General features: G+C 40.8%; 26 protein-coding genes and 3 riboswitches. Of the genes, 19 read left to right on the plus strand and 7 right to left on the minus strand.

The window, feature by feature from the left end:
- Positions 1-26 precede the first annotated feature (26 nt).
- Entirely contained in the window at positions 27-356 is a 330-nt protein-coding gene (locus ACP7A0_RS00210; protein ID WP_012009715.1) for a MerR family transcriptional regulator, read from the minus strand.
- A 191-nt stretch (positions 357-547) separates the two neighbouring features.
- Here ACP7A0_RS00210 and ACP7A0_RS00215 point away from each other — a divergent pair, with 191 nt between their 5' ends.
- The 3 genes from ACP7A0_RS00215 (at position 548) to ACP7A0_RS00225 (ending at position 1,730) form a co-directional block, all read left to right on the plus strand.
- On the plus strand, positions 548-703 hold the full coding sequence (locus tag ACP7A0_RS00215; RefSeq protein WP_164847173.1) for a hypothetical protein: 156 nt from the start codon (positions 548-550) through the stop codon (positions 701-703).
- Between the two features lie 38 nt (positions 704-741).
- Positions 742-906: a hypothetical protein gene (locus ACP7A0_RS00220; RefSeq protein WP_034662950.1), complete on the plus strand. Its 165-nt coding sequence runs from the start codon at positions 742-744 to the stop codon at positions 904-906.
- Between the two features lie 359 nt (positions 907-1,265).
- Complete coding sequence (locus ACP7A0_RS00225) at positions 1,266-1,730, plus strand: MarR family winged helix-turn-helix transcriptional regulator (RefSeq protein WP_088004396.1); 465 nt, start codon at positions 1,266-1,268, stop codon at positions 1,728-1,730.
- A 30-nt stretch (positions 1,731-1,760) separates the two neighbouring features.
- Here ACP7A0_RS00225 and ACP7A0_RS00230 read toward each other — a convergent pair whose 3' ends face one another.
- A complete protein-coding gene (locus ACP7A0_RS00230) occupies positions 1,761-4,184 on the minus strand; it encodes a bifunctional diguanylate cyclase/phosphodiesterase (protein WP_106030755.1) in 2,424 nt (807 codons plus the stop codon).
- Positions 4,185-4,429: 245 nt separating this feature from the next.
- Between ACP7A0_RS00230 and ACP7A0_RS00235 the strand changes: the two genes are divergently transcribed.
- From ACP7A0_RS00235 to ACP7A0_RS00250, 4 genes are all read left to right on the plus strand, one after another.
- Complete coding sequence (locus tag ACP7A0_RS00235; protein ID WP_106030756.1) at positions 4,430-5,044, plus strand: DedA family protein; 615 nt, start codon at positions 4,430-4,432, stop codon at positions 5,042-5,044.
- Positions 5,045-5,112: 68 nt separating this feature from the next.
- Positions 5,113-5,283: riboswitch (yybP-ykoY riboswitch) on the plus strand.
- A gap of 31 nt (positions 5,284-5,314) precedes the next feature.
- Positions 5,315-6,106 carry a TerC family protein gene (locus ACP7A0_RS00240; RefSeq protein WP_106030757.1) on the plus strand — a complete coding sequence of 264 codons (792 nt, stop codon included), beginning with the start codon at positions 5,315-5,317 and terminating at the stop codon, positions 6,104-6,106.
- A gap of 215 nt (positions 6,107-6,321) precedes the next feature.
- Positions 6,322-7,077 (plus strand): RNA polymerase sigma factor SigI, encoded by a 756-nt coding sequence (sigI, locus tag ACP7A0_RS00245; protein ID WP_034662939.1) that lies wholly within the window; start codon positions 6,322-6,324, stop codon positions 7,075-7,077.
- The gene (locus tag ACP7A0_RS00250) at positions 7,074-8,252 is read left to right on the plus strand and encodes an anti-sigma factor domain-containing protein (RefSeq protein ID WP_420086673.1); all 1,179 of its coding nucleotides are present in this window, start codon (positions 7,074-7,076) and stop codon (positions 8,250-8,252) included. The genes sigI and ACP7A0_RS00250 overlap by 4 nt, the downstream gene beginning before the upstream one ends.
- 39 nt (positions 8,253-8,291) lie before the next feature.
- On the opposite strand, the gene ACP7A0_RS00255 is transcribed toward ACP7A0_RS00250, so the two are convergent.
- Both ACP7A0_RS00255 and ACP7A0_RS00260 read right to left on the minus strand, forming a co-directional pair.
- Positions 8,292-8,486, minus strand: a complete 195-nt coding sequence (locus ACP7A0_RS00255; RefSeq protein WP_003211343.1) for an alpha/beta-type small acid-soluble spore protein — start codon at positions 8,484-8,486, stop codon at positions 8,292-8,294.
- A 105-nt stretch (positions 8,487-8,591) separates the two neighbouring features.
- Positions 8,592-9,320 carry a DUF1836 domain-containing protein gene (locus ACP7A0_RS00260; protein ID WP_106030759.1) on the minus strand — a complete coding sequence of 243 codons (729 nt, stop codon included), beginning with the start codon at positions 9,318-9,320 and terminating at the stop codon, positions 8,592-8,594.
- 280 nt (positions 9,321-9,600) lie between these two features.
- On the opposite strand from ACP7A0_RS00260, the gene htpX reads away from it, so the two are divergent.
- The 5 genes from htpX to ACP7A0_RS00285 all read left to right on the plus strand — a co-directional run bounded on the left by htpX (position 9,601) and on the right by ACP7A0_RS00285 (position 12,955).
- Complete coding sequence (htpX, locus tag ACP7A0_RS00265; protein ID WP_034662931.1) at positions 9,601-10,500, plus strand: protease HtpX; 900 nt, start codon at positions 9,601-9,603, stop codon at positions 10,498-10,500.
- A 143-nt stretch (positions 10,501-10,643) separates the two neighbouring features.
- Positions 10,644-11,993, plus strand: coding sequence for a TrkH family potassium uptake protein (locus ACP7A0_RS00270; RefSeq protein ID WP_080869518.1), 1,350 nt, complete (start codon positions 10,644-10,646; stop codon positions 11,991-11,993).
- A 97-nt stretch (positions 11,994-12,090) separates the two neighbouring features.
- Complete coding sequence (locus tag ACP7A0_RS00275) at positions 12,091-12,609, plus strand: DUF421 domain-containing protein (RefSeq protein WP_034662926.1); 519 nt, start codon at positions 12,091-12,093, stop codon at positions 12,607-12,609.
- 6 nt (positions 12,610-12,615) lie between these two features.
- Positions 12,616-12,780 carry a hypothetical protein gene (locus ACP7A0_RS00280; protein WP_012009727.1) on the plus strand — a complete coding sequence of 55 codons (165 nt, stop codon included), beginning with the start codon at positions 12,616-12,618 and terminating at the stop codon, positions 12,778-12,780.
- Entirely contained in the window at positions 12,773-12,955 is a 183-nt protein-coding gene (locus ACP7A0_RS00285; protein WP_034662925.1) for a hypothetical protein, read from the plus strand. The genes ACP7A0_RS00280 and ACP7A0_RS00285 overlap by 8 nt, the downstream gene beginning before the upstream one ends.
- Positions 12,956-12,982: 27 nt before the next feature.
- Here ACP7A0_RS00285 and ACP7A0_RS00290 read toward each other — a convergent pair whose 3' ends face one another.
- Positions 12,983-14,002 carry an acyltransferase family protein gene (locus ACP7A0_RS00290; protein ID WP_106036736.1) on the minus strand — a complete coding sequence of 340 codons (1,020 nt, stop codon included), beginning with the start codon at positions 14,000-14,002 and terminating at the stop codon, positions 12,983-12,985.
- Between the two features lie 293 nt (positions 14,003-14,295).
- On the opposite strand from ACP7A0_RS00290, the gene ACP7A0_RS00295 reads away from it, so the two are divergent.
- From ACP7A0_RS00295 to ACP7A0_RS00305, 3 genes are all read left to right on the plus strand, one after another.
- The gene (locus tag ACP7A0_RS00295) at positions 14,296-16,491 is read left to right on the plus strand and encodes a PAS domain S-box protein (protein ID WP_426003912.1); all 2,196 of its coding nucleotides are present in this window, start codon (positions 14,296-14,298) and stop codon (positions 16,489-16,491) included.
- Position 16,492: 1 nt separating this feature from the next.
- Positions 16,493-16,984 (plus strand): methylated-DNA--[protein]-cysteine S-methyltransferase, encoded by a 492-nt coding sequence (locus tag ACP7A0_RS00300; RefSeq protein ID WP_066030983.1) that lies wholly within the window; start codon positions 16,493-16,495, stop codon positions 16,982-16,984.
- Between the two features lie 91 nt (positions 16,985-17,075).
- Positions 17,076-17,210: a hypothetical protein gene (locus tag ACP7A0_RS00305; protein ID WP_262417168.1), complete on the plus strand. Its 135-nt coding sequence runs from the start codon at positions 17,076-17,078 to the stop codon at positions 17,208-17,210.
- A gap of 25 nt (positions 17,211-17,235) precedes the next feature.
- On the opposite strand, the gene mtnA is transcribed toward ACP7A0_RS00305, so the two are convergent.
- Positions 17,236-18,297: an S-methyl-5-thioribose-1-phosphate isomerase gene (gene mtnA / locus ACP7A0_RS00310; RefSeq protein ID WP_060596112.1), complete on the minus strand. Its 1,062-nt coding sequence runs from the start codon at positions 18,295-18,297 to the stop codon at positions 17,236-17,238.
- A 6-nt stretch (positions 18,298-18,303) separates the two neighbouring features.
- Positions 18,304-19,497 carry an S-methyl-5-thioribose kinase gene (gene mtnK / locus ACP7A0_RS00315; protein WP_426003915.1) on the minus strand — a complete coding sequence of 398 codons (1,194 nt, stop codon included), beginning with the start codon at positions 19,495-19,497 and terminating at the stop codon, positions 18,304-18,306.
- 79 nt (positions 19,498-19,576) lie between these two features.
- A riboswitch (SAM riboswitch) is annotated at positions 19,577-19,735 on the minus strand.
- 163 nt (positions 19,736-19,898) lie between these two features.
- On the opposite strand from mtnK, the gene ACP7A0_RS00320 reads away from it, so the two are divergent.
- The 4 genes from ACP7A0_RS00320 (at position 19,899) to ACP7A0_RS00335 (ending at position 23,855) form a co-directional block, all read left to right on the plus strand.
- A complete protein-coding gene (locus ACP7A0_RS00320; protein ID WP_212040958.1) occupies positions 19,899-21,089 on the plus strand; it encodes a pyridoxal phosphate-dependent aminotransferase in 1,191 nt (396 codons plus the stop codon).
- Positions 21,090-21,133: 44 nt separating this feature from the next.
- Positions 21,134-21,235, plus strand: a riboswitch (SAM riboswitch).
- Positions 21,236-21,306: 71 nt separating this feature from the next.
- Positions 21,307-22,557, plus strand: coding sequence for a 2,3-diketo-5-methylthiopentyl-1-phosphate enolase (gene mtnW / locus ACP7A0_RS00325; protein ID WP_189318345.1), 1,251 nt, complete (start codon positions 21,307-21,309; stop codon positions 22,555-22,557).
- The gene (locus ACP7A0_RS00330) at positions 22,558-23,253 is read left to right on the plus strand and encodes a 2-hydroxy-3-keto-5-methylthiopentenyl-1-phosphate phosphatase (RefSeq protein ID WP_106061545.1); all 696 of its coding nucleotides are present in this window, start codon (positions 22,558-22,560) and stop codon (positions 23,251-23,253) included.
- A complete protein-coding gene (locus tag ACP7A0_RS00335) occupies positions 23,217-23,855 on the plus strand; it encodes a methylthioribulose 1-phosphate dehydratase (RefSeq protein ID WP_060596117.1) in 639 nt (212 codons plus the stop codon). The genes ACP7A0_RS00330 and ACP7A0_RS00335 overlap by 37 nt, the downstream gene beginning before the upstream one ends.
- The last annotated feature ends 15 nt before the right edge of the window (positions 23,856-23,870 follow it).

Consider the following 23,870-nt stretch of genomic DNA (forward strand, 5'->3'; position numbering starts at 1 on the left):
TAAAGAGTAAGCGAATCTTTATTTGTTTATCGATTTTTGTACCGGAAGTGTGCGTTAATCTGGCCTTCCAGCATTTTTTTCTTATATTGTCCGCTTTTTAATGCCTGTTCTTTTTTCTTCATGTCTTTCAAAATCTCGGCTGTTTGCACACCGTCTTCTCGTTTGTTGGCGATGTCCATTAAACGTTCTACATCAGAAAAAGAATATTTACGCGTGCCTCTTGTTGAGCGCTGGGGGTAGATGAGTCTGCGTTCCTCATAATATCGGATTTGCCTGACGGATAGCCCTGTTAATTCACTGACAATCCCGATTGAAATGACTTTTTTATCTTTATAAGATACATCTTCCTGCGTCATATACTCACCCCTGCAAGTCTTTTCTTCATATTATACAGAACGAGAAGGAAAAAAACCTATCATTTGTCAGAAAATATAACACAAAAACGAAAAAACGAAAAAACCATGGAAGGAAAGATAACAACAAATGTGAAATGAGTGTTGTGCGTGCATATAATGATGATGAGTTGAAATAGGAGGAGGAGCAAATGATGGAGCAAACACAGATCATCTGTATGGCAAAAGAAATCATCGCATTAGATATGAAGAGGGATGAATTACTGGAGCGATTCATGCAGGCGGCAGGTCAGAATGCACATGCTCTTCTAAGAGCCGTACAAAATGATTTGTATAAAAGATCTTCATAAGCACCTGGTCCAGATCACTTGATAGGAGGGGATAATCGGTGCGGCGTATCTTAACAGAAGCTTTAGCAAAGGAAAGACATTATTATACGAAGCAGCTCTGTTCATTAGGAGTTTACAGCCCTGATGCGGCCAAGAACATGACAATTAGTGACTTAAAAAAAGAGTATCACTTCTTTTTCAACAAAACAGAGCGTAATTTGTGAAAATCCCTTGAAATGTGCGTATGTCACATAAAGGGTTCTTTTTTTGCGTGCTTAATATTATAGCAATATTGAATTTTGTAGAAATTTGACGAATACAGTGTAAGGAAACGCAGTTTCTTTACAGATTATGTTAAACTATGTCGCATCTTGATGGTTTGCTAAAAAAGCTTTTTTTCGAGATGATTGTGAAAAATAAGAAGGATTTTATAAGTTTATATCGAAATCTTATACATAACACGAATGGAGTCACTTATGTGGTTGAAAGGGTTTTCAAAAACGTACTTCTATTTTTTACGAAAGGCTCCAACTGCACCGCAAGAAAGCCTTGAAGTTAAAAAAATATTATAAGAGGTAGATATGTGATGAGACTATCGTTTAATGAAGAAGAAGTAGAACGTTCAATGACACTTTACAAGGTATTTGCAAGAGCATTTAAAAGCGTTTCAGAACACAGCATTAGAGACAGCAAAGAGCATGGATTTAATCCAACTGAATTTGCCGTTCTTGAATTGCTGTACACAAGAGGTGCTCAAAAACTTCAGCAAATCGGCTCAAGACTCCTGCTTGTCAGCGGGAATGTGACGTACGTAATTGACAAATTAGAACGAAATGGTTTCATTGAAAGAGAGCAGGACCCAAAGGATAAACGGTCGGTTTATGCCCATTTAACGGATAAAGGGCGCAGTTATCTTGATAAGATTTACCCGATTCATTCTCTCCGGATTGCGCGTGCGTTCTCTGGTCTCTCGCGTGAAGAACAAGAACAATTGATTAGTCTATTGAAAAAAGCAGGCATTCACAGTCAACATTTATTATTTAGATAGAACGAAAAGGTGCCATGATTGGCACCTTTTTTATGTGTCCAGCTGATGCGCCGGATAGGCAATGAATTTTTCGATATCGGTTGCTGGAAGGGGCTTTGCATAATAAAAACCTTGCAGGTCGTCACATCCTTGCGCAGATAAAAGCTGCGCCTGCGCAAAGGTTTCAACACCTTCTGCTATGACTTCGAGAGATAATTGATGTCCCATCGCGATAATGGCACCTGTAATCTGTTCAGACTTCGAATCATTTAAAATATCTTCAATGAAGGATTTGTCGATTTTCAGTCGATGAATGGGCAAATCCTTTAAATAGCTTAAGGAGCTATGACCTGTACCAAAGTCATCAATACTAATGCGAACGCCCAGATGTTTCAGCGACGTCAGCACCTGTTTTGATTGCTTGATATTGTCCATTGTCATACTTTCTGTCACTTCAAGCTCGAGCAGTGACGATGTCAGGTTGTATTTTTTCAGTGTCAGCTTAATCAAATCAATTAAGTCTTCAGAATTGAATTGTTTCGCAGATAAATTGACAGCCACAGGAATTTTCAGCCCGTTGTCATACCACGTTTTAGCCTGCCTGCATGCGGTATCAATGACCCATCTGCCAATATCAATGATCAGCCCTGATTCCTCTGCCAGCTCAATAAAAGCCTCAGGTGATTTTAAGGAACCATCTGGTGCCTTCATTCTTAGAAGAGCTTCTACGCCAGTCATCTTTCTTGTTTTCGCACTGACTTGCGGCTGGTAATGAAGCACAAACTGTTCTCTCTGAATGGCATCCCGCAACTCAAGCTCTCGATTTAACCTGTCTTCACTTGATCTTTCCATTGATTCGGTAAAGAACTCATACCGGCTTTGCTTATGTTTTTTGGATAAATACATCGCCATATCGGCTTTCCTCATCAATTCCATCCCATCTTTGCCATTTTGAGGTGAGATGGCGATCCCAATGCTGATAGATGTAATGAGCTGATGATTCTGGATGAAAAAAGGACGTTCAAATTGACGAATGATATTTTGAGAAAGCTGCTCAATTTTTTGTGTGTCATGTCCCATGTGAGGGAAGATCATTAAAAATTCATCCCCGCCTAGTCTTGCAATAAAGCCATTGTCCGGTAAACATTGCGTCAGTCTGTTTGCAGCTGCTTTAAGTAGTAAGTCTCCTATGTTATGACCAAGTGCATCATTAATAATTTTAAAACGATTCAAGTCAAGAAACAGAACAGCCGTTGATGTTCCTGTCTCTTCTTGAGCGGAGAGAACATCATTTAAATGGTTGATGGCGTGGCGCCGATTAGGAAGCTCAGTTAACGCATCATAATGTGCCATGACATGAATTTCTTTTTCTGCAATCCGCTGCTGCGTTAAATCTTTTAAGACAAGATAAATACTGTCAAGTGTATTGTTGACATGAACAGGTATGTAAGTGACATGATAATAATAAAAACGATCTGCTGCTTTCAGTTCTGCTTCACGTGTGATGGCTTTTTTTGACCGGGAAATAAATTCTTCCCACATCTCAGTCGGCATCACGTATTGACTGACATCATCACCAATCCAAGAATTGCACATTTTTAAGATTTGTTTACCTGAGTCGTTCGCAGAAAGCACCTTTCGATCGACAGATAACACGATAATGCCATCGATATTATGTTTAATGAGCGATTGAAACCGCTGTTCATTTTCCTTTAACTGATCTGACTGCTTCATGATTCGGTGATCTATATAGGCACCAAAGATCATCAGTGTTTGGACAATCAGTGTCATCAAGCCGATGAAAATCGACAGACTGAATGGCGACATTTCAAGAGAGCCGCCTGCAGCGGACTGTCCATCTGAATGAAAAAACATAGTAGAAGCAGCCATACCAGTATAATGCATGCCAGAAATAGCCCCACCCATCACGAGTGCACCAGCTATTTTTAACAGATGATCCTCCTTTTTTTTCTCGGATCGATGGAGCCGAAAAAAGAGATGCAGTGAAAAGAAAGATGCCAGCGCAGCAATGAAAAACGAAAGAAAAAAGAGGACTGGATCATAGCTGATTGAGACATTGGCCATTGATTCCATTCCAAGATAATGCATGCTGCAAATAGCTGAGCCCATGGTGATTGAACTAATGAGCAGCCGTCTTATGGAGAGCTGCTCTTGAATGCATATCGAGAATGCGATCAATGAACCGACAAAAGACGCCAAAATCGATAAAATCAGTAAGGGAGTTTCATATGTGATGCCGGTTTGCATGTGAAATGCCATCATGCCAATAAAATGCATCGACCATATGCCCATCCCCATGATCATTGCACCAATGACCAGCCATACCTTTTTCTTTGCACCGCTTGACTGTATCACTCGGCTGGCTAACTGAAGAGCTGAGTAGGAGGCCACAGCGGCGACAGCGACTGACAGAAAGACAAGCCATCCGTTGTAGCTTCCTGTTAATTGGGTCATGTGAGAAAACCTCCAGTATCTTAAAACAGACATATACTTAATATATCGGATCGAATGGCTTCTGTGTTCACTTTTCCTTCACTTAAATACCACAATCAACGTTTTTTTCACGTGTCTTTTATAGTAAAATCAAATTTAATGTAAAAAAACGACGAAAAGTGAATCGTTTCTTCGGTTTTATTCGTTTAATATATGGTGTGATTCTAAAAGAGATAGAATCGTCAAACGATTATGTGTGAAAGGGATTGATAAACATCGAAGATTTTATTATTTCTTTAGCTGATGCTTTTAAGAACTTGTCGTACTTTGGCATCTTCCTCGCATTATGCATTGAATTTGTTCCTGCTGAAGTGGTTCTGCCTCTTGCGGGTTACTGGGTCTCAGAAGGGGACATGGCCTTCATCGGTGTTGTGGCTGCCGGCTCCATTGGCGGCGTGGCTGGCCCTTTGACCTTATACTGGTTAGGACGTTATGGCGGCAGACCCTTTTTAAATAAATATGGGAAGTACTTTTTTGTCAAACCTGAGTCGCTTGATAAATCGGATGCTTTCTTTGAAAAGCATGGTGGTTTCGTCGCCTTTAGCGGCCGGTTTATTCCAGGGGTCAGAACGCTTATTTCCATCCCGTGCGGTATTGCCAAGATGAATGTGTGGGTCTTTTGCTTGTATACGTTTTTGGCGATTACGCCCATTACATTTGTGTATGTGTATCTTGGGTTTGTGCTCGGGGAGAACTGGAAAGAGGTTGGCGCTATGTTAGATCCATATCTTTTACCGATTGGGATCGGGGTTGTGTTGTTGTTCGTGATGTATATATGGCTGAAACGTAGAAAAAGAAAAACAGAAACACCAACGGCCTAATCACTGAAAGTCACCTGTTGACAATACAGTGTGTATTGATTATGATATAAGTAATCTAAATATTCTTAAATCCCACCAAAGGGGAGTAGCGTCCGGTTTTACCGGAAACAAAGTCGTCATTACATGGACTTACGTTCCATCGGCTTTGTTGGCATGATTCTACATATCACATGTCTAGCAAGACCTTTGCCATTACAGGCAAAGGTCTTTTTTGTATTCATAAGCCTTTGTCTGTTGTGGGACAATAGATAAAAACAAGGAGGAATGATGATGGATGCAGCAATTATTTTAGAGTACGGGTGGGTTCTTCTCGTACTGATTGGATTAGAAGGGATTTTAGCAGCTGATAACGCGCTGGTCATGGCTGTGATGGTTAAACACCTTCCTGAAAAGCAAAGAAAAAAGGCATTGTTTTACGGACTTGCGGGTGCGTTTGTCATGCGATTTGGTTCCCTGTTTCTTATTTCGTTTTTAGTGGATGTGTGGCAAGTTCAAGCCATTGGTGCAATTTATCTTCTTTATATTTCCATTCACCATATTTTAAAATCGCACGTATTTAAGAAAAAGGAATCAGACACAAACATGAAGCAAAGCGGCTTCTGGGCAACAGTCGTAAAAGTCGAGCTTGCCGACATCGCTTTTGCTGTAGATTCCATCTTAGCGGCCGTCGCATTAGCCGTGACATTGCCGAAAACGAGTCTTCCGCAAATCGGCGGACTCGATGGCGGTCAATTTATTGTCATTCTTTTAGGTGGTATCATCGGTCTTATCATCATGCGATTTGCAGCTACTGTCTTTGTGAAACTGCTCAAAACAAGACCGAGCCTAGAAACAGCAGCCTTTGTCATTGTCGGATGGGTTGGTGTGAAGCTCACGCTTTATACACTATCACATCCAGCCATTGGCGTCGTATCGTCTCATTTTATTCATTCAACATTATGGAAAGTGATTTTCTGGACGGTGCTTCTCGCAATTGCAGCATTTGGCTGGTTTTTATCAAGTCCATCAAGAAAAGGCGGCCAAGAAAACGATGGAAAACAAGAGGGACGCCTAGAAGAGTAGGTTTTTTGAAAGAAATATCATTTCATTTTCATAACACGTATATTACAAATAAGGGGGAGATACCCCCTTATTTCTTTGCTTTTAGACGAAACATTGTAAAGTAGATGATGATATACATGTCATAATTGAGTAACAGGAAATGAATTCCTCATTTCTTCCTTTGCGCTTCCCTCATAAATTAGCTATCATAAATGAGTAATATAGGGAGAACTGAGGTGAAACCATTGCTTAGCCTTTTGTTTAAAAAAGGAAAGAAAAAGCAAACATTAGAGCAGTCGGCTATCAGTATTCAACAAGGTGATATCGAGCTGCAAAATGCATTAATAGAGCAATACAAACCATTTGTCGCTAAGACGGTTTCATCCGTTTGTAAACGATATATAGATGAAAAAGATGATGAATTCAGCATAGGCTTAATTGCCTTTAATGAAGCGATAGAAAAATACTCTGCCGAAAAAGGAAACTCACTCCTTGCTTTCGCAGAATTAATTATTAAAAGAAAAGTGATCGACTATATTCGAAAAGAAGCGAGAAATGCGCCAACGGTTCAAATGGACCTGCAAGAAAGTGAAAATGGCGAGTACTCTCAAAGCATGATTGAAGCAGAGCTGTCTACAAATGAATATAGACGTTTGATTGAACAAGAACATAGAAGAGAAGAAATAGAACATTTTAAAGAACGATTAAAAGTATACGGTCTCACGTTTCAAGAGCTGCTTGAACATTCACCAAAGCATGCAGATGCCAGGCAAAATGCTATTAAAGTAGCTCACACACTCGTTGAACACGATGAGCTCAGAACCATTTTATTTCAGAAAAAACAATTGCCGGTCAAACAGCTTGAAAAGCTAGTGGAAGTCAGCCGCAAAACGATTGAGAGAAATAGAAAATACATCATTGCGATGGCGATTATTATGACGGGTGATTATGTGTATTTGAAAGATTACCTTAAAGGGGTGCTTAATTCATGAGAAGAGGCATTATAGTAGAGAAAAACAAAAAATATGTCACGCTGCTGACCCCTGATGGACAATTTCTGCGGACAAAATATGAACAGCAAGACTATGAAATCGGTCAAGAAGTGACATTTCCGAATGAATCACGTCTCGAAAGAAAAAGAGCCGGTTTTTTTGACCTGCTTCGTTTACGTCCGTTAAATGCAGGAATCCTATCAATCGCAGCGATTATTGTCGTGATTTTTACTATGATGCCATCTTTCTCAAGTCAAAAAGCATATGCATATATGACAATTGACATTAACCCAAGCTTTGAACTGAAGCTTGATCACGATTATCAAGTGATCGGTGTCACACCACTGAATAAAGATGCGAAACAAGTACTGGCCAGTATGAAGGATTTAGAAAAAAATGACATGACCAAAGTCGTGCAGGAAATCATAGACGACTGTGACAAAAAAGGTTACGTGAACCACTCTAAGAGCATTTATATTTCAACGGTTTATGAAAACAAGCAGGACCATACATATAAAACCAACGTCAAAAGTAAAATTAACACCATCTCTGGTGAATATCAAAAGCGCGATTACAAGCTAGAAACTGTAGAAAGTGACCTGGAAACAAGAGAAAAAGCTCAAAAGGCAGGCATTTCAACAGGCACATATATCAGAAATCAAGAAATGCAAGACAAAGATCAAGAAGACATTCAAAAGGATGAAGACGCAGCAGAGAGTGATGCTGTCAAAGAAGAGCCTAACAAAGATGATGAAGATCAAACAGACAAAGACAAACAAGATGACGTCAAGACAGACGATAGCGAAGAGGTGAAGCCAGATCAAGAGGCTCCTGAAGCTGAAGACAAAGAGCAGAAGGAACTAGAGAGGGAAGAGCAAGGATCTGTTCAAAAGCCTCACCAAACAAAACCTGATGATGAAAGCAAAGACAATCAAATAAAGGAAGAAAAGGATCGCTCTTTCGATAAAGAACAAAAAAAAAATCACTCAACGGAACCTGATGACAAAAGAAATCCAAACGGCACATCACGTGGTGGCGCTGAAAAGCACACAAAAAAAAACGACAGGGATCAGAAACGGCCGTCCGCTGAACGAAAAAGAGAACATATGAAGCAAGGAAAAGGTGTACCGTCCCCTTATCGTGAGAACCGGGATGAGCACACATATGAACAATAAAAAAACGCCAGAATAGCTCCGGCGTATTTCACCATGTTTTTATTTAGATTGATTGCCCATTTGTGATTGAGCCTGTTGAACGAGTCTTTTTGTAATTTCACCGCCAACAGAACCGTTTGCACGTGCGACTGTATCTGAACCGAGAGTCACGCCAAATTCTTGAGCGATCTCGTATTTAAATTGATCTAATGCTTGTTCTACTCCAGGAACAAGAAGTTGATTTCGGTTTGCCATGTCCATATTCCTCCTTTCACCTCATGTTTGTTGTGCCTTCTTATTTTGAAGAAAACAGCGTACAATTATGCTGGCAATTGCTGCACAAAAAACCGAGGTGATGATTCACCTCGGTTCTTCTGTATCCTGATGCTGCAGTGTATGAAACATCATTTCTTGTGCCGTACTTTGCAAGTGTGAAGTAAAGACAGAAAAAACGGTTGAACTGATAATGCCTTTGATCAAATGCCATTGGTGCTGTGTCAATTCAGAAAATTCTTCACGGAGCTTATCTGTCTGTTCCTCTGTGATTTCCCGTAAGTTTGTTTCTTTTAACGGAAAAAGAGTATGATGATAAATAAAATCAAGGACATGCGCATATGCTTCATAAAAGCGCAGTGGACTAATAATATCATCAGTTCGATCCGTAATTGTGTTAAATAAGGCAGATAAGATGGTACGGATGGCATCAAAGTCAAAAACTGATTTTAAATCTCTAACAATTAATAAAATAACGACCTGATCAATTGAGTACTTCTTTCCAAGCTCAGGGTGGCCAATCATATCTTTAATATCACGTTTGATCCAGTTTTGAATCGCTGTCGATTTAAGAGAAGTCAGTTCGCATAGGTTCCCTAATTCTACAATTTCATTTGTGGAGAGTCCATGCTCTGATTTGTGTTTCCGCCGTTCAAGCCTCTCAAAAAAAGAAGGGATTTTTAGCTCGTCATGTTCGTGATGTTTGTCTTTTTTTACAGATAAATTTAATAGCTGAAGCGGAGTCAGATCTCCCCCTCCTTTTAGAGAATAGAGAAGACTTGTCATGTCAATTCTCGTTAATTTAAAAGCACCCATTATTCCACCTCGTTTGTACGTCAAAAACGTCATAATTGATCTAATTCAACATCATAATCTCTTTTTGATGAAAATGCAAAATAAACTAAAATCCAGAAAGCGGCGTCACAATTTGTTCACTTTTCAGCTGTAGCAAATGTCGTAAATATTGAAGTGACGGGGCTTAAGCCGTTATGATAAACATAGGAAATGATTCCTTTTTCCTTGCAATTTGAGACGTTTATTTTTATAATTTTATTAATAAGTTCAAATGAACTTAATATGACAGCGGAGGTTATGTATGGGTAAAAGAATATTTCTGTTTATATTAACGAACATTCTTGTTATCACTACGATTGGTATTGTACTATCGGTTATTAGTGCAGCAACTGGTGTTGGTTCTTATATAGGAGCAGATGGTGGAATTAATTTTGTGGCATTGCTAGTATTCAGTGCAGTTGTTGGTTTTGTTGGCTCGTTCATGTCACTTGCAATGTCTCGCTGGATGGCAAAAATGATGATGGGTGTGCGTGTGTTAAACCCTGAAAAGGATTCATTAACATATGATGAGCAGCAGCTTGTTGACCGCGTGCACAGATTATCAAGAGCAGCAGGCCTTTCTAAAATGCCTGAGGTTGGTATTTATCAATCATCTGAAGTAAATGCTTTTGCGACAGGTCCTTCTAAGAGAAGATCACTTGTTGCGGTTTCCACTGGATTGCTTCATGAAATGGATGATGCAGCAGTTGAAGGTGTAATCGCTCACGAAGTTGCTCACGTTGCGAACGGTGATATGGTGACAATGACGCTGCTTCAAGGGATCGTCAACACGTTCGTTGTCTTCCTTTCAAGAATTGCGGCATGGATCGCAAGCCGCTTTGTTCCGCGTGAAGAGCTTGTGCCGATTGTTCATTTTATCGCAGTGATTGTTTTCCAAATCATTTTCTCTATCTTAGGAAGCCTTGTCGTGTTTGCATATTCTAGACACCGTGAATTCCATGCAGACCGCGGCGGAGCTGACCTTGCCGGTAAAGATAAAATGATTCATGCGCTTCGCTCACTTGAGGCGTATACGTCAAGAATCAAAGATGATGATCAAACAGCAGTTGCTACGCTTAAAATCAGTGGTAAACGAAAAGCTTCTCTTTTCTCAACACACCCTGATTTAAACGAAAGAATCAGAAGACTAGAAGCAAAATAAGAGAGACGAAAAGACATTCTGTTACAGGATGTCTTTTCTTTTTTGATGAAAAAGTAAATAAAGCATAAAATACCTTTAAAATCATGTCTCTTTTCATTAAAATGATAAGTATTGAAAATTGAAAGTTAAAAGAAGGAATGACAATGAACCCAATTAAAAAGCTAATTGACCGGCTATCGGCTTTCCAGCTGATTGCCCTTTATTATTTTCTTGCTGTGACCGTCTCATTTATTCTTCTAAGTTTGCCAGTCGCTCATCAAGATGGGGTGGTGAAGTGGACATTTATCGATGCATTATTTACGGCAGTGAGTGCGGTAAGTGTCACAGGACTCACCGTTGTTGATACCTCCCAAACATTTAGTGTGGCAGGTATGTGGATCCTTGCGTTTGTCCTGCAAATCGGAGGTATCGGCATTATGACGCTCGGTACCTTTGTGTGGATTGTCATGCGAAAAAGGATCGGGATTAAAGAAAGAAAGCTCATCATGGCAGATCAAAACCAGAGCAATTTATCAGGAATTGTGAAATTAATGAAGCAGGTCTTATATTTAATTTTGCTCATTGAGTTTGTAGGCGGTCTGATTTTAAGCATGTATTTTCTCAAATATTACGATGTGCAGGCAGCATTCTTACATGGCTTCTTCTCAAGTATTAGTGCGACCACCAATGGGGGCTTTGATATTACAGGGAACTCGCTCATCCCTTACAAAGATGATTATTTTGTCCAATTTATTACGATGCTGCTGATCATCTTTGGAGCCATTGGCTTTCCTGTCCTCGTAGAAGTAAAGGATTACTTATTTAATCAGGACCGAAAGCACGCATCGTTCTCATTGTTTACAAAAATCACAACGATTACGTTTGGCAGCTTAGTCATTGTTGGCGCTATTGGGATTTATGCCCTTGAAGCCCGGTTTACGTTTTTAGGGAAGAGCTGGCACGAAGTTTTGTTTTATTCATTGTTCCAATCGACCGCCACAAGAAGTGGTGGACTTTCCACATTAGATATTACTCAATTGACAGAACCGACGCTGTTATTTTTATGTCTGCTCATGTTTATCGGGGCATCTCCAAGCTCGGTTGGGGGCGGAATTCGGACAACCACCTTTGCCCTTAATTTACTCGCACTGTTTCATTTTGCTCGGGGAAATAAGTCCATTAAAATCTTCAAAAGAGAGCTGCATCAAGCGGATATAAACAAATCTCTAATGGTGACGATGATGGCCTTTATATTGGTGTTTGGCGCTACATTCTTATTAACCTTATCCGAGCAAAATACGCTTCTTCAAAATTTATTTGAAGTCTGTTCGGCATTCGGAACAACAGGGCTATCACTAGGGATTACCTCTGAGCTCTCTGTTTTCGGTAAGTGTATCATTATGATGGTCATGTTTATTGGACGGATCGGCATTCCAAGCTTCTTGTACTTAATTGGCCGAAGAGAAAGCGAAGCGAATTACCATTATCCGAAAGAGCGTGTCATCATCGGCTAAACAGCATTCCGAGCGAATGCTGTTTTTTTATTTCCATTATCTAACTGGCTAAATCACGCGAGATGTTCGCAATCTATAGGTAAGAGGTGAACGAGACGTGCTGGATGTAATATGGAAAGCAATTGTCATGCTGCTAGTTGGTACCTTGCTGCTGAGAATAGCAGGGCCTAAATCCATTAGTCAATTAACTGTTCAACAAACAGTGATCATGATTTCAATCGGATCGATTATTATCCAACCCTTTATTGAGCACAATTTACTTGAAACGATTTATGCCGCTGCTACATTTATCATTGCACTCGTCATCATGGAAAAATTGTCTATCCAATCTGATTTCTTTGAAAAATTGGTTTCAGGGAAATCTGTGGTCATTTTGCAGGATGGAGAAATGCTTGATCACAAGCTGAAGAAAACGAGGCTCACAAGGGATGAATTCAAAATGCGCTTAAAGCAGCAAGGCATCACAGACATCAGCTGTCTCAAAAAAGCCACCCTAGAAGCCAATGGACAAATTGGCTATGAGTTAAAGCCAGAAGAAAAGCCCGTGACGGTCAAACAAATGAAGGAACTCCTAGACCAATTAAGAGAAGAACTAAATATGTTAAAAAAGGACTGATTTCAGATGAAAAGAAAAGCAGCGAAAAATGAAGCACTGACAAATAATATGACACCGACAGAAAGCATGGCACATGATCAAGGACAAACCCAATTTGATGAACAATCAAGAGATCGTCAGGCAAACCGAAATTCTCACAAAGGGAAACAAGGGGGAGGATCTCGTGACTAAAAAGCATGTGAAGAGCAAGGACATGAAAGACCATAAGAGGCCAATGGACCCAGATATCTTAGAAGAGGAATTTGGCAGTGAGCTTGGAGATATCAACAGCAGCAAATGGATTGATACTCTTGTAAAACCTAAGAAAGATGCTGAATGTCACAATGGACACATGGATGAAAAATAGAAAAAACGATCCTCGCGGGATCGTTTTTTATTTGATATAACTGCCTTGCCTGCCGGTGATTGTACGCAAAAGATTGTTCATTTTGAGCTCAATCACTGGCTGTGCAACGTTTTTAACAAAGGTGCTAGACAGGGTAAAGGTTAACAGAATGGTCAGCAGCAATAACATCAGTACACTTGCTGCATTCAGGGCCCAGTCGTCAAACCAAGTCGTTCTAAGCAGCTTGATCACAAAGCCATGTAGTAAATACACATATAACGTTCTTGTGCCCCATTTTGTAAAGAAGAAACGGCGTGTTGGCACTAATGCAAAGAAGCTGAATGTAGCGCCAAATGCAAGCATGTACCATGCCATTCGTTTCATTGCCGCAATCAATCCCTCATCTCCAAGAGAAGCATATGACTGTGATCCAAATAAGAAGGAATAATCAAATTCATAGAAATAGCAAAATAAGAATACAGCCATTAATACAAGAAGTGCTGCCAGCTTTCCTTTGCTTGTACGGATGAATTCAAAATGCTGCTTTTTTAAATAGAAGCCAGCTAAAAACATCGGCAAAAACACAAACGTACGCGATAAGCTGAGCGTATTGCTGATGCTGTCCACGTAACCGACAAGTAACGCAATCGACAAACTGACGATCATCGCCCAGTGAAACGGAAGTTTAGAAAAAGGAATGAGCAGCAAATTCCAAAAAAATAAACTAATTAAAAACCATAAAGACCATTGCGGATCAATTGGATTTAAATTGGCCATGCTTTGATCCTGCAAGAGATAATAGTAAACTGAATAGATCACCTGAAAAATTAAATATGGGATGATCAGCTTAACGGCGACTTTTTTCATAAAACCTGGCTTTCTAAAGCCTTTTGCAAAGAAGCCGGAAACCAAGATAAAGGCGGGCATATGAAAAGTATAAATAAACTTGTATAAATAGAGCATCCAATCATTATCATGAATGAATGATCGTAACAAATGACCAAAAACAACTAGAAAAATCAGAAGAAATTTCGCATTATCAAAATAACTATCTCGTGAAGATGCCATAACATCACCTTTCCTGCTTGATTTCAAACATAAATGTTCTATGTGCACTGTTCCCGTATTTGCCCCATTTTAAAATACATTTTGGCTCATTTCGCTATTTGATGTGAAATTGTAGAACGGTTGTAAAAGAAGCGTAAGAAAAGAGAATCGCAGTTCGATCCTGTCATCCAAATGAAATAAATGAGACAGTCTTCGTGTAAAAAGTTATTTTTTTTTATGAGTCGAATGAAGGAACAATGAAAATATTGTAGAAATATTGTAGAGGAATGAGGCTGGAAAAGGAGTGTAAGAGAATGACTGAAACGCTCGATGGCGCAGAAGATATCAGAAAATTAGAAACAGAGAACGAATATTTGCGAACAGAGTTGATGCAGCAAAAGAGGCTGTTAAATAAGACGTTAGATGCCATTTTCATATTTGATCAGCACCTCAATATTATCCAAGCCAACGAAGCGACATGCAGGCTTGTACAGACATCGAAAGAAGACCTCCTCAATAAATCCGTTCTAGATTTCCTATACGGCATCCCGAAAGACAAAATTGAATGCTCCCTTGATTTATTTTTTCGAAAAGGAAAGTTAAGAAGAGAAATCTCCATTCAGCTTGAAAACGGGGAAACAAAATACATTGAATTTGTCGCAGAGCATGACGTCGTGAATCAGCAATATATCGTGGTCATGCGAGATATTTCCTCAAAGAAAATACTAGAACGAGAACGCTCCATGAATGAGCAGCTGTTCAAAGATTTGTTTGACCGAGCCATTGACGGGATGGTCATTTTTGATCAGGATGGCTGCATGATCGACGCCAATCACTCTTTTTGTCAGAGCTTTGAGCTGCAAAAGACCGATTTAACCGATCGTTATTTAAATGAATTTGTCGAAGATGAAAATCTTCCAGCCTTGCAGCACCTTTTAACGTCACTTAAAGAAACAGGGAAAGCCAAGGGAGAGCTTCCCGTTACCCTTCAATCTGGCCAGCAAAAATTATTCGAGCTCACCATTACATCAAATGTCATGAGCGGTTTTTATATGTCCATCATGCGGGATATTACAGAAAAAAGGTTAATGGAAGAAAAGCTGTTAAAAAGTGAGGAACGCTTTAGAGAAATTTTCGAAAATGCAATGGATGCGATCATCATATGGGCAGATGATGGAGAGATTGTGAGAGCCAATGAATCAGCCTGCCGAATTTTTGAATTGCCTATGCACTCACTGATTGGCAAGAAACTCACAGACTTTCTCGTGAAATCTGATCAGAGATATAGGCCGACTAGAAGACGTTATATTCGGAATCATGAAATAAGGGAAGAGCTGTTGTTCAGGATGGCAAATGGTCAGTTTAAAGAGCTCGAGTTTACATCAAAGCATGCGGTATTAGAAGGACAGCACTTAACCATTTTACGTAATGTGAGTGATCGAAAAAGAATGGAAGAGGAGCTGCGCGAAAGTGAGCTCAAATTCCGTAAAGTATTTAATGGATCAATGGACGGCATTGTTCTTTTTGATAACCAGTACCGCATTATCGAAGTCAATCCATCCGCAAGCGAGCTGCTCGGATTGAAAGACGATCATTTAACGGAAATGAACCTTTTCCATATCCTTGCGCCTTATCAAATTGAACATTTGGCACAGCCTGCTCAGGCGATGTCGTTAGATGAAATGGACAATGAAGTTCCGTTTGTGCTGAACCATCCAGATCAGCGTATATTGGAATTCTCTTTTAAACGCAACATTATTCATAATATGAATTTGGCGATCTTTAGAGATGTGACAGAGCGGAAGGAATTAGAAGAGCGGGTGAGAAAATCAGATACCCTTCATGTGGTGGGAGAGCTTGCCGCTGGAATTGCGCATGAAATTAGAAACCCGATGACAGCATTAAAAGGCTTCATTCAGCTGTTAAAAGGGAATATAGAAGGGGAGTATTCGCTCTATTTCAATGTCATCACATCTGAGCTGAAAAGAATTGAATCCATCATCACCGAATTTTTGATTTTAGCGAAACCGCAAGCCATCGTATATGAAGAAAAAAATGTGGTGCAAATTATGAAAGACACGATGGATCTTTTGCACGCACAGGCGAACCTCGGCAACGTTCAAATGCATCTCAATGTGTTGGATGAGATTCCGCTCATTTATTGTGAACAAAACCAATTAAAACAAGTCTTTATTAACATTTTAAAAAATGCAATTGAAGTCATGCCGAGAAAAGGAAATGTCTATGTGAGCATTCAGCGGAAGGGCGAAGAGCATATTGTCATTTCACTGCGGGATGAAGGCTGCGGAATGGCAGAGGACAAGCTCAAGCGTCTAGGGGAACCATTTTATACGACAAAAGAAAGAGGAACTGGACTTGGCTTAATGGTTAGTTATAAAATTATTGAAGAGCATCAAGGAACGATTGAGGTAGAAAGTGAGGAAGGGGTAGGAACCGTCTTCCATCTCACGCTTCCACTGAGGCAGAAGAAACAAGAAGGAGAGCACTAACGTGTATTATACCGTCTATCACGCACCAATTGGGGCATTATACATACTAGAAAAAGACGATGCCATCATCGAGGTGATGTTTGATGATGAGCCATTTTTAGTAAAAAAGCAGAAAGCCGATCTAAAAGAAGAAGAAACGCCTGTATTACAAGAAGCGAAAAAGCAGTTAGATGAATATTTCAAGGGAGAGCGCCAAGTATTCGATCTCCCGCTCAAGCAAAAGGGGTCTCCGTTTCAAGAGCAGGTGTGGGAAGCACTTTCGACTATTCCATATGGTGAATCAAAAAGCTATGCAGACATTGCAGAAGCGATTGGTAATCCAAAAGCTGTAAGAGCGATTGGACAAGCGAACAGACGCAATGCATTACCTATTTTTATTCCCTGTCACAGAGTGATTGGAAAAGACCGCTCTCTGACGGGCTATGCAGGAACAAAAACAGACATGAAAGCGGTTCTGCTAGAATTAGAAGGTATCCCATTTGTTCAAAAATAAATCGATTGACCTGTTCCAAATGTTTGTCAAGCGACATATCCTTTTATTAAGCTAAAAAAGTTGGTTGAGGGAAAAAGGAGGGCGCTAGGGAATGTTTTGGGGCAAAAAAAATAAAATGTATGCCGTCACATCACTATGTGTCAAAATGAACGTTTTGACAGAAGAACAGAAAAAAGAAATCTTAGCAAAAACGAATGAAATAAAAAAGCGCGGTGCTCTTAAATAATAAGTACACGGCGCTTTTTTTATGATCAGAGTGAGATGTTTTCAGCGAACAGAGTATCAATCTCTTCTGTATAGTTCGATGTGATAATCCCTTTCTCTGTAATGATACCTGAAATGAGATGGTGAGGAGTGACATCAAAGGCGGGATTGAATACCTGAACATCAGGCGGTGCAATTTGGACGCCGTTTAATTCCTTTACTTCCAGCGGATCGCGCTCTTCAATTGGAATATCTGCCCCGTCTTGGGTTGATACATCAAAGGTGGAAAGCGGTGCAGCTATAAAAAACGGAATTTGAAAATGCTTAGCTAAAATGGCGAGACTTAACGTTCCAATCTTATTCGCCGTATCTCCATTACGGGCAATACGATCAGCTCCGACAATGACAGCAGAAATTTTCTTTTCTTTCATCGTATGGGCTGCCATGTTATCTGTGATGAGCGTCACATCTACGCCGCCTTGCATGAGTTCCCATGTTGTCAGCCTAGCCCCTTGAAGAACAGGGCGTGTTTCACAGGCATAAATGTGAAGATCGAGATTTTTCTTTTTGGCTAAATAAAATGGAGCAAGGGCTGTTCCGTACCGGCTTGTGGCGATGGAGCCTGCATTGCAAATGGTCATAATACGATCACCCGATTTAAAGAGCTGGAGTGCATTTTGACCGATTTGTCTGCATGTTTCTTCATCTTCAATTTGAATTTGAATGGCTTCATGGACAAGGTCTGTTTTGGCTGCATTGACCGAAGCTGCACGCTCAATGCGCTGCAATAATCGCTCTAAAGCCCAGGCTAAATTCACAGCGGTTGGACGAGCACTGTTTAAATATTCTTTTATCTGAATGACTTCTTGTTTAAAAACATCAATTTCTTCTGTCTCAATGTCTTGGGCACTGAGCGCCAGTCCAAAAGCTGCTGTAATGCCAATGGCAGGTGCTCCCCGCACTTTTAACGTGACAATGGCATCATACACGTCTTCTTTTGTATATAAATGCTCAAACTCAGTTTCGGCCGGTAATTTTTGCTGATTCAAAATGTTAATATGGTTTTCTTCCCATTCGACAGAACGGGGGACTTCAAATTCTTTAGACAAAACCCGTCACTCCTTTACAGATTGATGGAATAATGCGACGAGGTCAGACGCTGCTTCCACTGCATGATATTGTTTGATCATTGTTTTTCCGAGCGTTAGTGCTGCTTTTTTCTGCTGAACCCTTCTAGATGGTGATGGAATCGCATCGAGATCAGCGGCATGAGCAAGGCCGATTGTTCGGCGGACAAGCTCACAGCCCGCAAAGCCTGCCGCTTCTTTTAAAATACGGTCAAAGGTTGTTGCTAAAAAACTGTCAGATACACTAAATGCTTCAATGCTGTCTTCTTTCCAAGCTTTTGCGAACACTTCTTTGAATGTCGCCCATACATTGATGACATGGTCAAAAAGGTGCTGCTGATCGTGTTCATTCTCACGAGACAAAGCATTCAGGAACAGGTTAGCGATAAAGTGGCCAATATCGAATCCAAAGGGACCGTAAAAGGCGAATTCTGGATCAATGATTTTTGTTTCCGTCTCATTTGCAAAAATACTGCCTGTATGAAGATCTCCATGAACGAGTGTTTCAGCAGATGTCAGGAAAATACGCTTCAGTTCGGCTGCTTTGGCCTGCACTTCAAGATCTGCCCAAAGCGCTTCGGCAGCTTCTCTTAATTCTTCTTCGAAATCATTTGTGCCGCTATCAAAGAAAGGATCTGTGAAGACGAGTTTTTCAGTAATGTCACAAAGGTCCGGATTCGTAAATTGCTTCACAAATTGTTTTTTGATTTTAGGATTTGTGGCAAAGTCAGAAGTGTAAAAAAGTGTTTTTCCTAAAAATTCTCCTACATGATCGGATAAATGCGGATATTGTTTTCCGGCAATTAGCCCTTTTCTGACGATTTCCAGGTGTGATAGATCCTCCATTGCCGTCACAGCAAGAGCTGTATCTGAATAATAGACTGCAGGTACAAGGTGCGGCGTATATTCTGACTGCTTGATCAGGGCAGCACTTTCAATTCTCGCACGGTCTAATGTAAGCGGCCAGCTCTCTCCGACCACCTTGGCATAGGGCAGGGCCTGTTTGATGATCAATCCTTTTTCTTGTTTGTGATCAAAAATATGAAAGACGTAATTTAAATTCCCGTCACCGATTTCCGTACATGTCAAATGACTACTTTCTTGGATCAAGCCAAGTCTAATTGCGAGTGCAACTGCCGAGCTTTCTGTTAATTCTTCATATGATGCCGTAAGTGTAACCAATTGCTATCCCTCCAAATCATATAAAAAAGCCTCTTTCTCCTGAGAGAAAGAGGCTTGATGGCGTGTATGCTCAAAGCCTCTCTTATCTCTCAGCACATACGTCTGATGGAATTAGCACCGTGCCCTATAAGACAATTGTCTTGGCGCTTACTTGCTGCGCCCCACTTCACAGTGGTATTAACGGTCGGTTGCTGTTGGGGTCAAAAGGCCAAATCCCTCGCCCAACTCTCGATAAGAGAAATCAATATGTAATTATTTCGTGTCTGTTTGCATTTCTTAATTCAAGATATTATCAGAGCTGCGCTTCACATGTCAATCTTTTTTCAAAATTGCTTTACAATTCATAAAACAATCCATTACAGTGTTTGTATTGTTACGTAACTTGAATAGAAGGTGAAGAAATGGAATTCCAGCAATCAGATGTATTGAAACAATTACCGAAACAATTTTTTGCGTCTCTTGTCCTAAAGGTGCAGAAAAAGGTGCAGGAAGGGGCAGATATCATTAATTTAGGGCAGGGAAATCCTGATCAGCCAACCCCTTCGCATATTGTAAAAGCCATGCAGGAAGCGGTATTAAAACCTGAAAATCATCAATACTCGTCATTCCGCGGAACAGCGAAATTAAAAAAGGCTGCCGCCGCCTTTTATGAAAGAGAATATGGTGTCACGCTTGATCCGATGAAGGAGATTGCGATTTTATTTGGCGGAAAAGCGGGACTTGTTGAGCTGCCGCAATGCCTGCTGAATCCTGGAGATACACTCCTTGTCCCAGACCCTGGTTACCCTGATTATTGGTCAGGTGCCGTGCTTGCTGGAGCTCAGATGGTGACGATGCCGCTTCTTGAACAAAATGATTTTTTACCTGACTATGATCGATTGCCTGAGAATGATAAGAAAAAAGCAAAGTTGATGTATTTAAATTACCCTAACAATCCGACAGGTGCCACGGCAAGTCGTGCATTTTTTGAAGAAACCGTTACGTTTGCGAAAGATCACAAACTCTGTGTTGTCCATGATTTTGCCTATGGCGGCATTGGGTTTGATGGGAAAAAGCCGATCAGCTTTTTGCAAACAGATGGAGCGAAAGAGACGGGGATTGAAATTTATACATTGTCTAAAACGTATAATATGGCCGGCTGGAGAGTAGGTTTTGCAGCAGGAAATCCGTCTGTTATTGAAGCGATTGAGCTTTATCAGGATCACCTGTTTGTTTCACTGTTTAAAGCAACTCAAGATGCAGCAGCGGAAGCCCTATTAAGCGACCAAACGTGCGTACAGGTGCAAAATGATCGATATGAGAAAAGGCGAAATGTGTGGATCGCTGCCTGCAAGGAGATTGGCTGGGAGGTCACAGCACCAAAGGGGTCATTTTTTGCTTGGCTAAAGGTGCCAGAAGGATATACATCTGAATCTTTTTCTGACGTATTATTAGAGAAAGCACATGTTGTTGTGGCTCCGGGGAATGGGTTTGGTACTCACGGTGAAGGGTACGTGAGAGTTGGGCTTTTAACAAGTGAGGAGCGGTTACAAGAAGCCGCTCGGCGTATCGCTGCCTTGAATCTGTTTGAAAATAAGCCATTGACAACATAAAAAAATGGTGCGATAATTCAGACAATATTTAAGAAAATTGAATATTCTTATCAAGAGTAGGCAGAGGGACTAGCCCAATGAAGCCCGGCAACCGACTTCCATGAAGCACGGTGCTAATTCTTGCAGCAAGCGCTGAGAGATAAGATTCGGATGAATGACACGAAACAACCTCTTTAAGGCGCTGACAAAGCACTTGAAGAGGTTTTTTATTGACCATATGCATGACGAAATTGAAAGGGGATTCCTAGTGAGTGAATTACTGGCAACATACGTATTAACACATCGAGAGGATGAACAAGTGAACCGAAAAGCGGAGCAGATCGCACTTGGTTTAACAGTGGGATCATGGACAGATTTGCCGCAGCTCAAAAAGGAGCAGCTTCAAAAACATAAAGGGCGGGTAGAAAAAGTATCAGAAAAGGTTGCTTCAGCCGAAAATGGCGTATATCAATCTGAGGTGACCATTGCTTATCCTGAGGCTAACTTTTCAGCTGATATACCGGCCGTTTTGACGACGATCTTTGGAAAGCTTTCACTTGATGGAAAAGTGAAGCTAGTCGACATACAATTCTCGGATAGATTTAAAAGAAGCCTGCCAGGACCGGTATTTGGAATTGATGGCATACGCAAAAAAGCAGGCGTGTTTGATCGTCCGTTGTTGATGAGTATTTTTAAAGGTGTCATTGGCCGTGATATGGCGGATTTAAAAGAGCAGCTCCGTTTACAAGCATTAGGCGGCGTTGACTTTATCAAAGACGATGAAATTTTATTTGAGAGCCCGCTAGCCCCTTTTGAAGAACGAATCAAAGAAGGAAAAAAGATATTAAAAGAAACATATGAAGAGACAGGGCACCGAACGTTATATGCCGTTAATTTAACAGGCAGAACCTTTGAACTGAAGGATCGAGCAAGAAAGGCAGCTGAACTCGGAGCGGATGCACTCTTATTCAATGTCTTTGCCTACGGACTAGATGTCATGCAAAGCTTAGCTGAGGATCCAGATATTCCATTGCCTATTATGGCCCATCCCGCAGTAAGCGGCGCTTTGACATCATCGCATGAATATGGATTTTCGCATTCTCTTCTTTTAGGTAAATTAAATCGATATGCTGGCGCTGATTTGAGTCTTTTTCCCTCACCTTATGGGTCGGTCGCACTTCCGAAAAAAGATGCCTTTGGAATCTATGAAGCTTGTGTAAAAGAGGATTTGGTTCAAAAAACGTTCCCAGTCCCGTCAGCAGGCATTCATCCTGGAATGGTTCCAGTATTGATTAAAGATTTTGGACTCGATCATGTGATTAATGCTGGTGGAGGAATTCACGGACATCCGCGTGGAGCCATCGGTGGAGGGAAAGCATTTCGATCGATCATTGATGCGGTGATACATGGAGAGTCGATCCAAGAGAAGGCAGCTTCTTGCCAAGACTTAAAAGCAGCACTTGAACTATGGGGAAGGGTAGCAGAATAAATGAAAAAACCAATTGTATGTTGTGATTTTGATGGAACAATTACAAAAAATGATAATATCATTCGCATCATGAAACACTTTGCACCAAGTGAATGGACGAAGCTGAAGGATGATGTTCTCACAAAGGAGATCACCATTCAAGAAGGCGTCGGGCAGATGTTTCAATTACTGACGAGTGATCAAAAAGAAGCTATTCAGTCGTTTATTTTAGAAGATACAGAGATTCGAGAAGGATTCAAGCAATTTGTTGATTATGTGAAAAAGGCTGATATTCCTTTCTATGTGCTAAGCGGCGGGATGGACTTTTTTGTCTATCCCATACTCGAGGGCATTGTGGGCAGAGACAATATTTATTGCAATCATGCCTCATTTGGGGAAGATCATATTCAGATTGAATGGCCGCATGTCTGCGATTCGCAATGTCAAAATGGCTGCGGATGCTGCAAGCCGTCAATCATTCGAGAGCTGACCCATGAGAAGGACTTCATCATCATGATCGGAGATTCAGTCACCGATGTGGAGGCAGCAAAGCATGCGGATCTCACATTTGCGCGCGACTACTTGCTGAATGAATGTAAGGAGCTTGGGCTTGTATATAAAGAGTATGAAACATTTATTGATCTTAAAGCGCAATTTGAACAAATAAAGGAAGTGAAGGAATGGCAGACGCAAAGAGCAAGCGCTGGCAGGAGCTAGCAGACGTCAAACGTGAACTGGCACAAAGAGACTGGTTTTACGGAACAAGCGGCAATTTATCGATCAAGGTGTCGGATGATCCAATCACGTTTTTGGTGACGGCAAGCGGTAAAGATAAACGAAAAGAAACGGATGAAGATTTTGTTTTAGTGAACGCAGCAGGCAAGCCTGATGATCCGAACGAACAGCTTAGACCATCAGCCGAAACACTGCTTCACACATACGTGTATGAGCGGACGAAAGCAGGTTGCTGCCTCCATGTCCATACAATCGATAATAATGTGATGTCTGAGTTGTATGGGGGTAAGGGCGAGGTTCGTTTGAAAGGAAACGAAATCATCAAGGCGCTTGGTTACTGGGAAGAGGATGCAGAAGTGTCGATACCGATTATTGAAAATCCAGCCCATATTCCGCATCTTGCAGCACAATTTGCAAAGCATCTCACTGAAGAGTCAGAATCAGGTGCGGTGCTCATTCGAAATCACGGCATCACTGTCTGGGGAAAAACAGCCTTTGAAGCAAAACGAGTATTAGAGGCGTATGAATTTTTATTTAGCTACCACTTAAAATTAACGCTTTATCAAAAGCAGCTTGTCAGATAAAAAGGAGGAAAAGCA

It is taken from the genome of Bacillus sp. DWP3-1 (assembly GCF_049896565.1).
In the GTDB taxonomy this organism is placed as follows: domain Bacteria; phylum Bacillota; class Bacilli; order Bacillales; family Bacillaceae; genus Bacillus.

Coding starts and splice junctions, on each gene's coding strand:
- ACP7A0_RS00320 (WP_212040958.1), top strand. CDS start 19,899: ATGGAATTCCAGCAATCAGATGTATTGAAACAATTACCGAAACAATTT.
- ACP7A0_RS00330 (WP_106061545.1), top strand. CDS start 22,558: ATGAAAAAACCAATTGTATGTTGTGATTTTGATGGAACAATTACAAAA.
- ACP7A0_RS00215 (WP_164847173.1), top strand. CDS start 548: ATGGAGCAAACACAGATCATCTGTATGGCAAAAGAAATCATCGCATTA.
- ACP7A0_RS00280 (WP_012009727.1), top strand. CDS start 12,616: ATGAAAAGAAAAGCAGCGAAAAATGAAGCACTGACAAATAATATGACA.
- ACP7A0_RS00210 (WP_012009715.1), bottom strand. CDS start 356: ATGACGCAGGAAGATGTATCTTATAAAGATAAAAAAGTCATTTCAATC.
- ACP7A0_RS00255 (WP_003211343.1), bottom strand. CDS start 8,486: ATGGCAAACCGAAATCAACTTCTTGTTCCTGGAGTAGAACAAGCATTA.
- ACP7A0_RS00250 (WP_420086673.1), top strand. CDS start 7,074: ATGAGAAGAGGCATTATAGTAGAGAAAAACAAAAAATATGTCACGCTG.
- ACP7A0_RS00230 (WP_106030755.1), bottom strand. CDS start 4,184: ATGACCCAATTAACAGGAAGCTACAACGGATGGCTTGTCTTTCTGTCA.
- ACP7A0_RS00290 (WP_106036736.1), bottom strand. CDS start 14,002: ATGGCATCTTCACGAGATAGTTATTTTGATAATGCGAAATTTCTTCTG.
- ACP7A0_RS00295 (WP_426003912.1), top strand. CDS start 14,296: ATGACTGAAACGCTCGATGGCGCAGAAGATATCAGAAAATTAGAAACA.
- htpX (WP_034662931.1), top strand. CDS start 9,601: ATGGGTAAAAGAATATTTCTGTTTATATTAACGAACATTCTTGTTATC.
- mtnW (WP_189318345.1), top strand. CDS start 21,307: ATGCATGACGAAATTGAAAGGGGATTCCTAGTGAGTGAATTACTGGCA.
- ACP7A0_RS00240 (WP_106030757.1), top strand. CDS start 5,315: ATGGATGCAGCAATTATTTTAGAGTACGGGTGGGTTCTTCTCGTACTG.
- ACP7A0_RS00305 (WP_262417168.1), top strand. CDS start 17,076: ATGTTTTGGGGCAAAAAAAATAAAATGTATGCCGTCACATCACTATGT.
- ACP7A0_RS00270 (WP_080869518.1), top strand. CDS start 10,644: ATGAACCCAATTAAAAAGCTAATTGACCGGCTATCGGCTTTCCAGCTG.
- ACP7A0_RS00260 (WP_106030759.1), bottom strand. CDS start 9,320: ATGGGTGCTTTTAAATTAACGAGAATTGACATGACAAGTCTTCTCTAT.
- ACP7A0_RS00335 (WP_060596117.1), top strand. CDS start 23,217: ATGGCAGACGCAAAGAGCAAGCGCTGGCAGGAGCTAGCAGACGTCAAA.